The organism is Spirosoma luteolum (assembly GCF_054778875.1).
The window spans coordinates 56,211-73,140 of sequence record NZ_BAAGZE010000007.1 but is presented as its reverse complement, the minus strand read 5'-3'; the positions used below and the strand labels follow the sequence as shown (position 1 = coordinate 73,140).

12 protein-coding genes are annotated in these 16,930 nt (G+C 55.1%); 10 read left to right on the top strand and 2 right to left on the bottom strand.

What is annotated here, in order from left to right; genetic code table 11:
- Positions 1–7 precede the first annotated feature (7 nt).
- The 4 genes from ACYVAC_RS13860 (at position 8) to galK (ending at position 6,839) form a co-directional block, all read left to right on the top strand.
- On the top strand, positions 8–2,311 hold the full coding sequence (locus ACYVAC_RS13860; protein WP_461098287.1) for a glycoside hydrolase family 95 protein: 2,304 nt from the start codon (positions 8–10) through the stop codon (positions 2,309–2,311).
- Complete coding sequence (locus ACYVAC_RS13855; RefSeq protein ID WP_461098286.1) at positions 2,308–4,248, top strand: cellulase N-terminal Ig-like domain-containing protein; 1,941 nt, start codon at positions 2,308–2,310, stop codon at positions 4,246–4,248. Before ACYVAC_RS13860 ends, ACYVAC_RS13855 begins: the two co-directional genes overlap by 4 nt.
- A 10-nt stretch (positions 4,249–4,258) precedes the next feature.
- A complete protein-coding gene (locus ACYVAC_RS13850) occupies positions 4,259–5,362 on the top strand; it encodes a glycoside hydrolase family protein (protein WP_461098285.1) in 1,104 nt (367 codons plus the stop codon).
- 319 nt (positions 5,363–5,681) lie between these two features.
- Positions 5,682–6,839: a galactokinase gene (galK, locus tag ACYVAC_RS13845; RefSeq protein WP_461098284.1), complete on the top strand. Its 1,158-nt coding sequence runs from the start codon at positions 5,682–5,684 to the stop codon at positions 6,837–6,839.
- A gap of 250 nt (positions 6,840–7,089) precedes the next feature.
- Here the strand turns inward: galK and ACYVAC_RS13840 are convergent, their stop codons facing one another.
- Positions 7,090–7,269, bottom strand: coding sequence for an IS3 family transposase (locus ACYVAC_RS13840; RefSeq protein ID WP_461098283.1), 180 nt, complete (start codon positions 7,267–7,269; stop codon positions 7,090–7,092).
- 177 nt (positions 7,270–7,446) lie between these two features.
- Positions 7,447–8,229 (bottom strand): hypothetical protein, encoded by a 783-nt coding sequence (locus ACYVAC_RS13835; RefSeq protein ID WP_461098282.1) that lies wholly within the window; start codon positions 8,227–8,229, stop codon positions 7,447–7,449.
- A gap of 964 nt (positions 8,230–9,193) precedes the next feature.
- Here ACYVAC_RS13835 and ACYVAC_RS13830 point away from each other — a divergent pair.
- The 6 genes from ACYVAC_RS13830 (at position 9,194) to ACYVAC_RS13805 (ending at position 16,930) form a co-directional block, all read left to right on the top strand.
- Entirely contained in the window at positions 9,194–9,622 is a 429-nt protein-coding gene (locus tag ACYVAC_RS13830; protein WP_461098281.1) for an antitoxin Xre/MbcA/ParS toxin-binding domain-containing protein, read from the top strand.
- A gap of 3 nt (positions 9,623–9,625) precedes the next feature.
- Positions 9,626–10,093 carry an RES family NAD+ phosphorylase gene (locus ACYVAC_RS13825; RefSeq protein WP_461098280.1) on the top strand — a complete coding sequence of 156 codons (468 nt, stop codon included), beginning with the start codon at positions 9,626–9,628 and terminating at the stop codon, positions 10,091–10,093.
- Positions 10,094–10,588: 495 nt separating this feature from the next.
- Positions 10,589–11,053 (top strand): transposase, encoded by a 465-nt coding sequence (locus ACYVAC_RS13820; RefSeq protein ID WP_461098325.1) that lies wholly within the window; start codon positions 10,589–10,591, stop codon positions 11,051–11,053.
- 333 nt (positions 11,054–11,386) lie between these two features.
- Positions 11,387–12,121 (top strand): GntR family transcriptional regulator, encoded by a 735-nt coding sequence (locus ACYVAC_RS13815; protein ID WP_461098279.1) that lies wholly within the window; start codon positions 11,387–11,389, stop codon positions 12,119–12,121.
- A gap of 180 nt (positions 12,122–12,301) precedes the next feature.
- The gene (locus ACYVAC_RS13810; protein WP_461098278.1) at positions 12,302–13,729 is read left to right on the top strand and encodes a sugar porter family MFS transporter; all 1,428 of its coding nucleotides are present in this window, start codon (positions 12,302–12,304) and stop codon (positions 13,727–13,729) included.
- A gap of 144 nt (positions 13,730–13,873) precedes the next feature.
- Positions 13,874–16,930: a SusC/RagA family TonB-linked outer membrane protein gene (locus ACYVAC_RS13805; protein WP_461098277.1), complete on the top strand. Its 3,057-nt coding sequence runs from the start codon at positions 13,874–13,876 to the stop codon at positions 16,928–16,930.

The following is a 16,930-nucleotide window of genomic DNA, read 5'->3' as shown; positions in this document are numbered from 1 at the left end:
AGGTGGCGTGAAAACATTCCGTAAATTACTGCTGCTCCTGCTCTTGCGCGGCACATGTATGGCCGCCCAGCAGCAGGAGCCGGCCCAAGCAGCTCCGTTACTCTGGTACTCAAAACCGGCTACGCAATGGCTGGAAGCCTTACCGATTGGCAATGGCCGGCTAGGGGGCATGCTGTTTGGAGGGATTGGTACCGAGCATCTGCAATTCAACGAGCAGTCACTGGTTACCGGAACCAGGCAAAAAGTCGGGAATTACCAGCCCTTCGGTGACGTTTTCGTCACGCTGGATTCGGCCGGCCCCGTCCGTAACTACCGGCGAACGCTCGACCTCCGAAACGCGGTGCATACCGTTCAGTACGAAGCAAACGGGGTTCGGTTTCGTCGCACAGCCTTCGCCAGCTACCCGGATCAGGTACAGGTCATGCAGTTTACGGCCAGCAAACCGGGCCAGCTTACTGGCATTGTCCGGCTGACCGATGCTCGTCAGGCACCGGTACGGGTTGAAGCGGACAAACTGGTGGTGACGGGTACGCTCGAAAACGGCATGCACTATGAATCACAATTGCAACTGGTAACCAAAGGCGGGCGGGTGTCCGTAGTTCCCGGCGGGCTGCGTTTTACTAATGCTACCGCCGTAACGATCCAGCTGGCAGCCGGCACATCGTTCAGCAACCACGCAGCCCGGGACTTCATCGGGCCGCATCCGCATGAACGAATCAGCAGCCAGCTGATTCGGGCAGCCCGTCGATCGCCCGAGCAGTTACTAGCCAGGCATACCCGGGACTACCAGACCCTGTTCGGGCGGGTTGGCCTGCAGCTGGGGACCCACTCCCTGGCTCAGGCGGTAGCCCTGCCAGACCGTATGGCGGCTTACGCCCGGGGGAAAAACGACCCGGCGCTGGAAGCGCTGCTGTTTCAGTTTGGGCGTTACCTCCTCATCAGTTCGTCGCGGCCGGGCGGTCTGCCCGCCAACCTGCAGGGCTTGTGGAACCAGGAAACAAAGCCGGCCTGGTATTCCCAGTATACCACAAATATCAACGTGGAGATGAATTACTGGCTGGCCGAACAAACCAATTTGCCCGAATGTCACCAGCCTTTATTTGACTGGGTGGATAACCTGGCCCGGGTACAAAAGCACTCGCCGGATCCCGCCTTAAAAACCAGCCGCGGATGGATTATCTACAGTACCAACAATATCATGGGAGGCACCTCTGGCTGGCATATTCACCGGCCGGGCAGCGCCTGGCTGAGCCAGCATTTCTGGGAACACTTCGCCTTCGGTGGCGACCGGGCTTTCCTGCGAGACAAAGCTTATCCACTGCTCAAATCGATCACCGAATACTGGGCCGATCACCTGGTTGCCCGCGCTGACGGTAAGCTGATCACGCCCGATGGCTGGTCGCCCGAACATGGGCCGCACCGCCAGGAAAAAGATGTTTCCGAATATGCTGGCGCGTCGTACGATCAGCAGATTGTCTATGACCTCTTTACCAACTACCTGGCAGCCGCGCGGGAGCTGCAATTAGATACCCAACACCAGCGCCTGATCGACAGCCTGCGCAGCCGGTTACTAGGGCCACAGGTTGGCCGGTGGGGCCAACTACAGGAGTGGATGGATGATGTCGATGATCCCGACGATCACCACCGGCACAACTCCCATCTGTTTGCGGTGTACCCGGGTCGTCAGATCAGCCCCCGGTCCAGCCCTGATCTGGCCAGAGCGGCCCTGGTGTCGCTACGGGCCCGGGGCGACAAAAACGTTGGCTGGAGCTCCGCCTGGAAAATCAATCTGTACGCCCGGCTTCGGGAGCCTGCCCATGCCTATACCCTTATCCGGCAACTGGTAACGCCCCGCGATCCTGCCCGGACAGGCTATTACGACGCCGGGGGATCCTATCCGAATCTGTTCGGGGTAGGGCCTCCCTTCCAGATCGACAGTAATTTTGGCTACGCGGCCGGTGTGGCGGAACTGCTGCTGCAAAGCCAGACCGGCGACATCGACCTGCTGCCCGCTCTCCCCCCAGCCTGGTCAGAAGGGCAGGTCTCGGGGCTGCGGGCCAGAGGTGGTGTGACGGTGGCAATCGACTGGAAAGCCGGGACGCTGAACCAGGCCAAGCTAACGGCCGACCGAACGGGCTTGTACCGGATACGTTACGGCAACCTGGTGAAGCCAATACAACTGATGGCAGGTAAGCCCGTGTGGGTAAATCAGCGGCTACAGGTAAACGAACGCTTTTCCGGAAAGCGGCTTCAACCAAGCCCTCGTTCAAACAATCAAACAACGGCTAAACGACCTGACTCTATTCCATGATAAACCGCATACTCCTCTACCTGTTGCTAGGCAGCCCGTTTGTTTCGTTTGCTCAGCCTGCCAAACCGCTGGCCATGCCGCTGGTGAATCAGGCCGGGTATAACCGGGGCGAAGCCAAACGCTTCGTTTGTTACGAAGCGGCCGATGGCACCCCGTTTCAGGTTGTCCGGCAAGCTGATAAGGCAATCGTCTTCAGCGGCACCATCAAGGATCGGGCGGGCGATTTTTCGGCATTCAACCCGGGAAACGGGCAGTCCGAGTACGTCGTAGCCATCAACGGTCGGGAACCCTCCGTACCGTTCCGTATCGCCGACCACCTGATCGAAGGGCTTTCATCGAAACTGGCTTACGACTTCTTTGTCGACGTGCGCGGTTCGGAAGACCCGGTTCATGCCAACGAAGCCAACGTGTACGGTGGCGGTCCCTCCCGCGACCAGGGCTCATTTGGACTCGAAACCACTTTTGAAACGCTCTTCTACGCGTCGAACCCCGCCTTGTTTGACCGCTGGACAACCGAACTGGGCGACAAAAACACGGCCGACCTGATTGACCTGATACTGTGGCACGGCGAGTTCGCCTACCATCACGTCGACTACAGTGGTCCAGTAGCCAACCGGCACGGGACACTGGGTTACGAGGGACAGCCCCGCATGACCTACGACTACTGGAACACGCTCGATCAGCTGGCAGCCATTTGTGCCGCTTACCAGAGTTTCCTGAAACCCTATCTGCCCCGCGAAACATACCTGAAGTACCGCGACGAATGCCGTAAACGCTGGCAGGCCTACGACCGCCACAAGGTCGTGCGCTACTGGACGTACAGCACCAAGTGGGTCGACGAAGGGTTTCAGGAGTTCAATGAGATGGGTAACGCCTTCGGACAGTCGGTGTTCAGTAACCTCTACATGTATCTGTCGGAGAAGGATGAAGTCGACGGGCAGCCCGACCAGTACCTGCGCTGGGCCCAGGAAGGGGCCGCAGACATCATCAAGAACTGGGATTTTGATAACCCCAGGCACATGTGGTGGATCCGTAATGCCGAGCACATCACCCCACAGGCACTGGCTTTTTTCCTGCTGGTCGCCCCCGACAAAGCCCCCAAAGGCACTCGCGAAAAGCTAATGGCCTGGCGCGACCATATGAAGCAGAAAACGGCCAATTGCTGGCACTACCGCGTGCACAGCCCCACCGAATGGGCCCACCCACGCACCAAGGAACTGGGGGGCGCTCCGGCCCTTGGCGGATCGATGTTTGCCGTAGCGCATCTGCTGAAAGACCGTGAGCTACGCGACATCGGCTGGTCGCAGGTAGACTTTGTCTTTGGACTGAATCCCATTGGCGCCCACCTGAGCAACAAAAGCGCCGACCGCCTGGCCATTAATGGCTATTGGGACGGGATCGAATACGGCTGGCCCCGCAGTCACCCAAACGGATACGGCATGCTCGGCAAGGTGCGTGGCACCCTCGATGGTACGCCCCTCGACGCTCAGTTTCCCCGGCCCGGCACGGCGCTGGCAAGCGAGAAAGCAGCCGAAGGGCAGGGTGATCACATTGGACAGAACGCCTACGCCACCGAAGGCTGGGCAATCTCGAACCGGGGCTGGATGGCCACCCTTACCTTTGCCACCCTCGGTACGCAGACCGTCCGGGTGCTGGATGCCGGGGGCAAAAAGCCCCTAAAGGCTGTTAAAGCCGGTGAAACCGTAGAACTGGAGCTGACAGCCGCCCTCAATCTGAACCCCACCACCGCCGAATCGGGCTGGGTGCTGGTGCAACTGGACGACAAAGATCCGATCAAAGTGCCCGTACAGGAGACCGCCCCCGATTCAGGTGTCTTTACTACCCGGTACACCCTCCCCGCAACCGGGGCCAAACAGCTGGCTGTCACCTACGGCTACTGGGGCCTGGCAAGTAAGGCTGTCTGCAGAATCCGCTAATCGACTACCCATGAATTATACCCCATACACGCTTGCCCTTGTTTTCGTGGCCATGCTGACGATAGCAGGTTGCCGGACGTCATCGACTCCTCAGACGACCGCTCCAACTGATTTAGATTTTCAGACCCTGTTACAGCCGGTTCCGGCCACGGCAGTTCTGAGCGACTCGGCTTATTTCATCTGGTGCGGCACACTCATCCGCGGTAAGGATGGCACCTGTCACCTCTACTACTCCCGCTGGAAACGCGAACTTGGTTTCAACGCCTGGGTGACCCACTCGGAGGTGGCGCATGCTACAGCCAAAGACCCACTTGGTCCATACACCTTTCAGGATGTGGCCCTTCCGGCTCGTGGCGCCCAATACTGGGACGGGCTTTGCACCCACAACCCCACCGTACACGCCTTTAACGGCAAATATTACCTGTATTACATGGGGAATACCGGCGATGGTAAGAACATGAAAGACCTTAACTTCACCCATCGAAATAACCAGCGCATTGGCGTTGCCGTAGCCGCTAATCCGGGAGGCCCCTGGACGCGCACCGATACCCCCCTAATCGACGTAACCCCCGATTCGAACGCACCGGACGCCCTTCTGACGAGCAACCCATCGATCACGCAGCGGCCCGACGGCGGGTATTTGATGGTCTACAAAGCCGTTGGCAGGAAGCGCCCGGGGGTATTCGGTGGGCCCGTGGTGCATCTGGTTGCCACCGCCGACAGCCCAACGGGTCCGTTTACCAAACACCCCCAGACTGTTTTCAACGCCAAAGGCACTGACTTTCCCGCCGAAGATCCGTTTATCTGGTACCAGGGCGATCGGTACTGGGCCATTGTTAAAGACATGCACGGGGCCTTTACGCCGGCGGGGCGATCGCTGGTGTTGTTTGAATCCAAAGACGGCTTCGACTGGAGTCTGGCTAAGCACCCACTGGTATCGACCCTCCAGATTCGATGGGCCGATGGCCGCGTGCAGCCGGTTGGTTATCTGGAGCGCCCACAACTTTGGTTCGATAAGGGAAAACCCGCTGTACTGTTGCTGGCCACCACCATCGACCAGACTCACTCGTATAACGTGCAGGTACCACTCCGACAGGAATCCATGGGCAAGTAGCGATTCTACTTTTCTCGAAACAGTTGATACCAAGGTGAGAATCGATCCGCAAGGACGGTTGGCCCTCATTACCGGGTTGTCAATTCTTCTTCAACCGGCGATCCAACGCACGGGATCTGGTCCGCAGGCCGCATGAATCGTACGCCTTTTAAACACTTGAACCGTGTCCTTGTGGCTATAAGCCGGGGACTTCTGATGCTCCGGCAAAACGACTGCTTAACAATATTGGCCAGCCTCGTTGCTGACCAGTTTGAAACTGCATAATCCAACCGCGTAAGATTCTTTTACCCTTCCTCAACAGCCGCTATTCTCACCATAGATGAACAACCTGGTCAATCAGCTCCAGCGGCATTATAAATGCACTTTTCAACAATCTCCGCTTCTGGTAGGCTCACCAGGGCGGATCAATCTACTTGGCGAGCACACTGATTATAATGGCGGGTTCGCGTTGCCAGCAGCTATCGATAAAGCGATCTATCTGGCCGTAGGGCTTCGGCAGGATAAGAGAATCTGTCTGGAGGCCTGTGACCTGCAGGAAACGTTCACAGGGTCCATAGATGCGATTCAGAAAACTAGCAGCTGGGCGGATTACCTACTTGGCGTGGCAAGCCAATTCCAGGAGGCTGGTTTACTGACCACTGGTTTCAACTGCATATTTGGCGGTACTATTCCCGTCGGAGCCGGCCTGTCCTCCTCGGCGGCTTTGGAAAATGGTGTGGGTTTTTCCCTAAACGAGCTGCTACAAACAGGCCTGGACCGGCCATCGCTGGCCCGGTTGTCACAACAGGCCGAGAATCAGTTTGTCGGCGCTCAGGTTGGCATAATGGACATGTTTGCCAGTCTGATGGGCAAAACCGACCATATTCTAAAACTGGATTGTCGTTCGCTTGACTATACCTATGTGCCCTTCAGTGCAGCAGGGGTTGAGGTCGTTCTGCTCAACTCACAGGTCAAGCATACACTGGTATCTTCGGCTTATAACGCACGACGGCTTGAATGCGAAACAGGCCTTAAGCGCCTGCAGTTTGTGTTTCCCTGGGTACACAGCCTCCGGGATGCAACTGTGGCAATGCTGGACGATGTTTTTCCCCCAAATCAACAGCTGCTTTACAACCGGTGTTCATACGTGATTGAAGAAAACAGCCGGGTTCTGACGGGTGTCGACTTCCTTCGGACAGGTGAGTTCAACGCATTCGGGCACCTTATGTATCAAACTCACTTAGGGTTAAAAGATAAGTTCGACGTTAGCTGTGCAGAATTAGACCTGCTGGTTGATCTGGCGTCGAAACAGCCGGGCGTTATCGGGTCGCGCATGATGGGCGGAGGCTTTGGCGGTTGCACCCTCAACCTGGTTCAGACCGATTGTTTGCCCGCTTTTATAGACCGCGTATGTCAACAATACAGGCGGCTGACAAACAAGGCGTCCATTGCCCACGTATGTAAAATCCAGTCGGGCACTCACCTGATCGAACGTTAATTACACATGCCACAACGGTGACAGTCAGCTAATTAGTCAAGACAGTATTCCACAAGACAGCACAAATTGATAACGATAACTCGTAGAGACTGTCCTTGTGTGCGCGCAGTCGATCGCTTAATTAGCGGTAGCGTTTCATACCGCCAATGGCGTGTTCAATTCGAATTCGTGTTGAACTCTTGGTTCGATTATCCGCCTTTTCTTCTGATGTCAATTTGGGGTGGTCGGGTATTGGCGGACAGTGTTCTTGCTAATTTTGAGGGATATGTTTAGACGCGAATTGAACAGGACTGCAGTAGTTTAAGCTGGAGTGCTTGCGCACTACATCGTAATAGTAGTTTATGTAATCACCAATTTCAGCGCGAACATCGTCCATACTCAAAAATACACCCGATTCTACTACGTCAGCAGCGAAGAACAGATGCTTCATAAAATGGGCGTTACGGTGATTGCCCTGAGAAACTGATTGGTGGTGGTATAGCCTCTTTTGACCGACCGCACCTAGGAAGACATCGCCTACCAGGGCTGTAACCAAGCAAAGGTCCTGACTGTTGCTCACTAGTTAGGGCCTTTGCTTGGTTGTCGTTTGGGGCAAATCAAAACGGACCTAATAGCGCTCGTACTCGAAAGTTACTTTACCGCTTGGGTAAGTAACCGAGGTCGGATACCCCTGCGCGTTGTATTCGTAACTAGCCACTTCCGTGGTTTGGTTAGCCGTCGGAAAACGAACATCGGGCGTGTAGGTCGATCGAATGATATTGTTGAGGCTGTAGCGACGCTGCTCCGTGATACCAGGTCCAATCAGATCATAGTACGGGTTGATCTTGTCATCAAATTGGTAATCGTTCGAATTGAGTGGCGCCCGCGCAAAGGAGACGTCTACCCGGCGTGTCAGGTTGCCGCCCGAATACGTAAATACGCCACTGTGATAGACAGGGCCTGCACCCGGAGCCGCGTCATAAACGGATACGGGCTGCTTAGCGCTATTCAACTGGTATTGATAATCGCGCAGCCTGATCTGGGGGCTATAGTTGCCCTGATACAACAGGGCGACGTAATGGTACATACGCACCGTATCCGCTCCCAGATAGGTGAAATAATATAAATCAGATGCATTGGGGGCATCTGATTTGATGTAGTTATAGTCGCGTACCCGGTTTTGACTATCGTAGGTAAAACGACCTTCGTAGCCTTCGTACGTAAACGAGCTCTCCCGGCCCTGACTATCGTAGTTGAAGACCGTAGTGCCGGGAAAGCCGGGTAGTGTGCTGACCGTTCGCTTCAGGCGAAGGCGCTGCGGAGTCAACTCCCCTAAGCGGTGATCGGTACAGGCCGTGAGCAAGCCTAACAGGCCAGCAATGAGTAACCAAGATTGAAAAGTGTGTTTCATACCGCTTTATCGAGTGTAACGGCTAAAGGTAAGTTGAAAAGCGGTCCTTAATCGCACTACCCGATGTAGCGTGTAGGCTAAGTGAGCCAACGGGCTGGCTTGCCGCTTGTGTTTGGCAGAAACCTGTGATCGTTGCGGCAACAGGCAGTGGCTCGCCTAGGCGACATTCACCAGCAGGCTACCCAGGCCATTAAGCCATTGACACGGGACTGTCCCACAGGGCCGTCACTTCGGCGCAATCAAAGGGTGAAGGTCATCTGGTCAAACGCTCATTCGGGAGACAAGGCAAATTCCCTGCCGCTGCTTCGTATAAGAGATACAGTCAATTCCTTTTGAGCCAATCTGTCGTTGGCCGGGCGTCTGGAGCAGTGCCCTGATTGAAGCATACGGCTGGTTCTACGACGCCGGTAGGCTTTACCTACACTCAATACGGTTATCGTTGTAAACAACTCCAACCAGCTGGCAACCCGTATAAACCCATCGAAAACGACGGTCAGGAAACCGGCTGCCAGTGGGCCGTATGCCACCCAGTTAACGATAACGGCTGGGCTGGGTCATTTCAAGGACAAAATCGTCAGTGCGTCGTCGGCTTGGGACGACGGGCTGCGCGTGACAATCAGGCAATGAATTGCTATGTACTGAATACGCATGGTCGCAGCTGGTGGCTGACTCGCCCGACAAGGGTACCTCGATCAGACCGGTTCTTCAAACCCCGATGAATGGGTTTTCACTCAGGCCGACATGGCCAATGCGCTACGCGGAGCATTGGCCGTGAAGTTGCTTCCATTGCGGAGATCGTTCCCATGATACCACTTCCGCACCACTTCCAGGTCAGAAGCTCACGCTTCTGACCTGGAACCAACCCGCTTGTTCTATACCATAAGCTTCCCCTAAAAGTATGCCAGTGAATACGAACTTGGTCGAGTGGATTTTTGTAGTTAGCTTAGTTGCAAACTTCATTTCTATGGCCATTGCTCTGCCTTTCCTGCCACCTAACCAGGCCTTGCTGACCCGGCTTCTGTCGGAACAGGAGATCATTACCCGCAGTCGACAAGGGGTGCTGCGAGCCGAAGCGGACCGCGTAGCGAGTCTGGTCGGCTTAACGGATAAAGAACTGGCCACCACGCTGGGCTTGTCAGCGTCGTACCTGCACCGGCTGAAGGTTGACCAACGCATTAGTCAGGATGCCTCCGAGCGGCTATTGCTGTTAGAAAACCTGCTCCTACACGCCTTGGACACCTTTGAGGGACGGGCCTCAACCGTGCTCAACTGGATGCGAGGCCCGTTGCGGGAACTCGACTTCCAGACGCCCATTCAGGTATTGGATACAGTTACCGGCTACACCTTGGTAGAGCGGGTATTGGGCCGGATCGACTATGGCATTTTCGGTTAAGCGATGGCTATTGTTTACCGCGTCGTGCGCCATAAGTATGCTGCCCACCCGCTGGACGTTACGGGTACCTGGCTCAACGGAGGGCGGTGGAATCCGCCGGGGGCTGGCATTCTCTACACGGCCGAACATCCGGCCTTAGCGTTGGTAGAGATCTTAGTGCACATGCCTCAGGTTCCCTACGATGAGCTACCCACCTACCGATTGTTCAGGCTGGAGTTGCCCCCCGAGAGTCAGCGCCTGTTAACGGTCGATCAACTGCCCCCCTACTGGCAGGAGAACACCTATCACAAAGGTCAGCACATCGCAGCGGATTGGTTGGCTCGGCCTGATGTATTGGCGCTGGGGGTTCCCTCCTCCGTAATGCCCGATGGTATCAACTACTTACTGCATCCGGCTCACAGAAGCTATGCTTCCATCCGGATCGTTGATGAAAAGCCGCTGGTGATTGATCCGCGGCTGTGGTCGAAGTAAGCCGGGGCACTAATTCATAGCCAGCTAATGATCTACAATTACTTCTCACTACTCGATGTAGCGCATAGGCGAAGTGAGCAAGTGGGCTGGCTTGCCACTTTTGGTTGAAAGAACCCACGGTTCGTTGCTACCACAGGAAATCACTCGCCCTGGCGACGTTCACGAGCTGGCTATCCGAACCATCAAGCCCCACCCAAGGACAGAAGATCGACAATCGCCAGCAGATCAAGGACCTATATGCCCTGCATCGTCGTCGTTATAGTACGCTGGTGGTTGATCTGGAAGACCGAGGCATTGGTGTGAGTCGGGATCTTATGTGTAAAGTACTGGTTTACAGTGAACTAAAACCAATCCAACCACGCAGCTGTGCCCCTCCGACAACCGACAGTCATCATACGCTGGGTTACTCACACAACTTGTTAGTAGATCGTCCCCGCCCTACCGGTTCTAATCAGGTGTGGGTGTCTGACATCACGGCACGGGCCGCCCCGCTAGATCCCCCTGGCGAACGGCAAGTGGCTCTACCGGGCGGTATGGATTAATCTGTGGTCGGGCAAGATGGTCGGCTGGTATCTGGCCGACCACATACTCAATACGTTGGTTATCAAGGCTTTACGGCGGGCGTTGCTGGGTCGGAGGCCTGCTGAGGGGCTGATTCTACATTCCGATCGTGGCGGCCAGTATGCCTCAAAAGCGTTTCGAAAGCTGCCGACAGGCAAGTACAAACAGAGCATGAGCCGAGCCAGTGTGTGCTATGACAATGCGACTACTGAGTCGTTCTGGTCGCGGTTGAAGACGGAAGTGCCCGAAAGCGGTGTATTTTCAGTCTGGACAATGCCCGCGCCGAGTTGGGCGACTATATCGACCACTAGTACAATGTGGTACGTAAGCACTACCCAAACTCTCCCTGACGGAGTAGTTGACGGACGCGCTGCTCATTACGCATCGACGTCGAACTGAATCAACATAGCCACTGTCTACGGGATCTCTTCTGCGCTACGGAAATCAAATACACGCATGAGCTCTTGCTTGTCTTATGGAGCAATCTTCAGATGATAGTTTTATGTCAGAAGCCGATGTGCGGCATCGTACACCGCTTAGTCTATTACTTTTACTTGTTACCACTTTAAGTTTATAACCAGTAACGTTTGTTTGCCGGCCAGCTGACCTATCAATGCCTGGCTCACCCCAAATACTTAATTTTAGGGTGAAAAACTATGAATAAATTTTGCAGTTACGAAAAAACATACAACATTTGCACGGTGGTGTATGTATAGACATTCAGACAATATAATGCAATTATCCAACATCGATCACAGCAGCCCCATTCCGCTTCACTTACAAGTGGAAGCCATTATGCGGGAGCTGATCGACCGGGACGAATACCAGCAGGGCAAACTGTTTCCAAACGAGATTGACCTGGCCAAACGGTTTGGCATTGCCCGCAACACCGTCAGACAGGCTATTAACACGCTGGTTAACGAGCAACTACTGATACGCAAAAAAGGAGTCGGTACCAAAGTAGCCAAAAAGCGAATCACCACTAAACTCAACAACTGGTCGAGCTTTTCGCTCGAAATGCACGACAAGGGAGTCGATTTTCGCAACTATGAAATCAAGGCGAGCTGGTCGCTAGCCGATCAGGACATTGCGGATGTATTCGGTATCGCCCTGGGGTCCAGGGTGGTGAAGCTGGAGCGGCTGCGGGGACTGGACGCCGGGCCAATCGTTTATTTCGTTTCCTACTTCCACCCACGGGTTGGACTTACGGGAACCGAAGATTTTTCCAGGCCGCTTTACGAGATGCTGGAAAAGGAGTACCACACCGTTGTGGTGCTATCGAAAGAAGAAATTACGGCGACACTGGCCGACACTCATCTGGCCACCATTTTACACACAAACCCGGGCGAGCCTATCCTGTTGCGCAGACGAATCGTGTGTGATCCGGGGGAGCGGGTTGTTGAATTTAACATAGGTTATTACCGGGCCGATCGATTCACCTACGCCATCGATATTGCCCGTAAATAAATTGCTCATAAACCATACAACCGAATACCCCTGCCCGTGCCTGAACAGTAGGCATCAAATCGTTTTTTTATCATTTAGTATGTCTATACATATAGACATGAAAAAAGAGCCTGCGCCATTTTGTAAGTCTGCGCAACAGATCGATCAGCAGCAATCAGTACTCCCTCGACATCAATAACTATGCGTATCCCCATGGATCAGGGTTTAACAAAAAAAAGCAATACGTACCTGTATCTGGTCTGCCTGGTGGCGGCCCTTGGCGGTTTTTTATTCGGTTTCGATACCGCCGTTATATCAGGTACCGTAGGTCTGGTAAAAAGCGATTTTGCGCTCGATGCCGTTCAGGAAGGCTGGTTTGTGAGTTGCGCCCTGCTGGGATGCATCGGGGGCGTCAGCGTTTCGGGCAAACTAAGCGATGCGTATGGGCGCAAACGAATCCAGATTCTGTCGGCCGTGCTGTTTTTGGCCTCGGCCATTGGTTGCATGCTCTCAGCTTCGTTCACAACACTGATTGCCTTTCGGTTGGTGGGTGGCCTGGGGATCGGCGTGGCTTCCATGGTTTCGCCCCTGTACATTTCAGAATTTGCCCCTTCGCGCTACCGGGGCACGATGGTATCGCTGTATCAGCTGGCGCTGACCGTCGGTATCGTAATCGCGTATTTTTCCAATGCGTATCTGGTGAACCACACCACTTACTATACTAGCAACCAAGGTCTTGCACTTATTCTGTCGGACCAGGTGTGGCGGGGCATGCTGGGCCTGGGGGCGGTACCGGCAGCTATTTTTCTGCTAGCTCTGCTGCTGGTGCCCGAGTCGCCAAGGTGGCTTCTGCTACAGGGCCAGGCCGAGAAAGCAAAGGCGATCCTGACCCGTATCGATGGCCCGGTGGCGGCTCAGCAGGAGATCGATGCGTTCGCCACATCCGGCGAAGAAGGACAGGGCAACCTATCTGAACTCTTCACGCCAACCTACCGACGGGCGCTGTGGATTGGGTTGCTGCTGCCGTTTCTATCGCAGGTGTGCGGCATCAACGCGGTCATCTATTACGGCCCCCGCATTCTGGAGCAGGCGGGATTTACGCTCAATAACGCCCTGGGCGGACAGGTTACCATTGGGCTGGTCAATGTGGTCTTCACGTTTGTTGCCATTTTCACCATCGACAAATGGGGGCGCAAACCTCTGCTGTATGTCGGCGTCGGGGGGGCGGTACTTTCGCTGCTGATTATAGGCGCGCTCTTTCAGCTAAATAACACAGCTGGCCCCTGGATTCTGCTGTTTATTCTGGCCTTCATTGCCTGCTTCGCCTTTTCGTTCGGCCCCGTTTGCTGGGTCGTCGTTGGCGAAATTTTTCCCAACGCCATCCGGGGTAAGGCCATGGCTCTGGCCACTCTCTCGCTCTGGATTGGCAATTTTCTGGTCGGGCAACTCACCCCGTTTCTGCTGGAAGAAGTGGGTTCGGCCTGGACCTTCTGGCTGTTTGCCGCATGCTGTTCGCCCGCCCTGTGGCTTACCTGGACGCTCATTCCGGAAACTAAAGGCCGTTCGCTCGAAGCCATCGACGCGTACTGGAAGGCTTCGTATACGTCATCCCGGCCAACCACCCTCTGATTCACTGCCTGTCATTTCATGCCCAACAATTCTTTGCCAATATCCTAAACCAAGTCTAGTTGTATGAATAACCTAGTACGTACCCGAGTGAGCCCGGTGAGCACTACCCCGGGCGGGCAGCGATCCTTCCTCGCGCTGTTATTTTTGCTGCTAACGTGTAGTTATGGCTCTGCCACCCCGACAGGCCATCGGCTGAAAGCGTCGCTGCTCACTATCGAGCTTACCGGGCAGGTACTCGACGACCGGCAGAAGCCGCTGCCGGGTGCCACGGTAAGCGTGGTGGGCACCACCCAGGGCACCACCACCGACGCCAACGGAACGTATCGGCTTTCGCTGCCTGACTCATACGTGGGTCGAACCCTGGCGTTTTCGTACATCGGCTTCACCAGCAAAACGGTCGTTATCGGGCCGGACCGCACCATCAATGTGACGCTGGCAACCGACGAAAGTAAATCGCTCGACGAGGTGGTCGTGGTCGGCTACGGCCGCCAGGATAAACTGTCGGTTACAGGCGCCGTTGACCAGATCAAATCGCTGAGTATTGAGAGCAAGCCCGTTACCAACGTGCTGCAGGCCTTACAGGGCGAATCGCCCAACCTGATCATCCAGCAAACGAATTTCAACCCCGGCAGTGGTGTCAACATCAACATTCGCGGGCTGGGTACGCTGGGCGACAATACACCGCTCATTGTGATCGACGGCATTATTGGTGGCGATATCAATCTGCTGAACCCCAACGATATTGCCAGTGTATCGGTGCTGAAAGACGCCGGTTCGGCGGCAATTTACGGCTCGCGTTCAGCCAACGGCGTACTGCTGATTACGACAAAGGCGGGAAAGCTAAACCAGAAAGCGACCATTACCTACAACGGGAGTTACGGTATGCAGACACCGTATGTAGGGCTGAAAAAAGTGAATGCCTGGGATAACGCCTACTACAAAAACCTGTCGCTGATCAACTCGGGCTTACCACCGGTTTACTCGCCCGACGACATTCAGGCGCTGCGGGCGCAGGGCAACGGCGACTGGGAGCGCCAGTCTATTCTCCAGAGCGCACCGCAGCAGTTGCACAACGTGTCGATTACCGGTGGTGGGGCCACGAGCAGCTACCTCATCTCGGCCGGGCTTCAGGATCAGCGCAGCAATTTTGTGGGACCGGGGTACGGCTACAAAAAATACAACCTGCGGCTGAACCAGGTGTCGGTTATCGGTAAGCTACGGGTCAACACGATTCTGAACTACGTCAAATCGCAGAACAAGTCGCACAGCAACGCCGACTGGGTTATTTTCGCCGATGCCGACCGGGTGCCGCTGAACTACAGTTTTCAGGATGCGGCCGGTAATTACCTCACCAACCCGGTTGCGTCACAGTATAACGTGAAGAGTGTACTCGAACAGGGGGGCTCTTACAAATCGGATAACGATCAGTTTTTTGCCAACCTGAATGCCGAGCTGAGCGTTACCAAGGACCTCAAAATCACGGGTATTTTCGGCGGGACGCTCAACGCCAACAATGCGTTCTTCCGCCGGCTGCAGGTCAACAACTACCCAAGCGGTGTTTATGGCAACGACCGGACCGTGTATGACAATAACTTCAAAAATTCGCTGCTCAACACGCAGGTTTTTGCCGACTACACCAAGCGTCTGGACAAGCACAGCTTCAAAGTGTTGCTGGGGGCTTCGGATGAATACTACCGGTCGACGGGGTTCCAGTTGCAGAAAACCCTGACCGACCCGGCCCTGGGAACACCCACGACGGGCACCATTCTCGACCCGGTCAATTCGTACAACAGCAACGCCAGCACGACCGAAACGCGCATCAGTTCGATTTTTGGCCGGATCAACTACTCGTTTGCCGATCGGTATTTTCTGGAAGGCAATTTCCGGCAGGATGGGTCGTCTAAATTCGCGACGGGCCGACGCTGGGGTTTCTTCCCGTCGCTGGCGGGCTCCTGGCTGCTGTCCGAAGAGTCGTTCCTGAAAACCCAGAATGCGGTCAGCAGCCTGAAAGTGCGGGCGTCGTACGGGCTGGTGGGCAACCAGAACGTAAACGCCTACCAGTACCAGACCAACTACTTCAACTACGCCAATGCCTACGGGTTCAATAACGCGGTTGTGGGTGGGGCTGGCTTTAACTTGGGCAACCCTGACCTGACCTGGGAGAAATCGGCCATGCTGAACATTGGTACCGACGCCAGTTTTTTCCAGAACAAGCTGTCGGTTTCGGTCGATTATTTCAACAAAGTGACCAGCGATATTCTGTACAGCCGGCAGGATATTCCGCTTCTGTTTGGGGCCGGATTTCCAGACTTCAACGTTGCCAAAGTCCGCAACAAAGGCTGGGAAGTCAGCGCAACCTACAACCTGAATACCAACGCCGTCAAGCAAAGCTTCAGCGTCAACCTGGCCGATAACCAGAACACGCTACTGGCGCTGACCTACGGTTCGGACCAACAGATTGCCAACGCCGATGTGTTTGGCTTTATCCGGAAAGTTGGACAGCCCATTACGCAGTACTGGGGCTATAAAACAAACGGCTACTTTCAGAATCAGGCCGATATCGACAACTCGCCTAAACCGGATGGCGCTACCGTTGGCCCCGGCGACATCAAGTTCACCGACTTCAACAGAGACGGTAAAATCGACGACAGCGACAAAATCGTACTGGGCAATCCGTTTCCCCGCTACACGTTTGGCTTCACGTACCGACTGGCCGTGAAGGGCTTTGATCTGAACCTGTTTATTCAGGGCGTGGGCAAACGCGATGTGCTGCTGCGAGGGGAGGAGGTCGAACCGTTCCACTACAACTACGGGGCAACCATGTATGAGCACCAGACGGATTTCTGGACGCCCGACAACCCCAACGCGCGCTACCCGCGCCTGGCGGCCATTGGGTCGCCCTCGAACACCAACAACTGGCGCAATGGGTCCGACGTGTACCGCTACAATGCCGCTTACGCCCGGCTGCGAAACGTGCAGATTGGTTACACCCTCCCCACCAAGCTAACGCAGAAGATTGGTGCCCAACGCCTGCGGGTATCTCTGATTGGGCAGAACCTGCTCACGCTCTCGCAACTCAAATTCATCGACCCCGAAACGTCGGAGTTTAACAACAACCTGAGCCTGGGCTCGTCGTCGAACAGTGCTCGCAATTACCCACTTCCCGTTTTCTACGGAGTTGGTCTCGACCTCAGCTTCTAA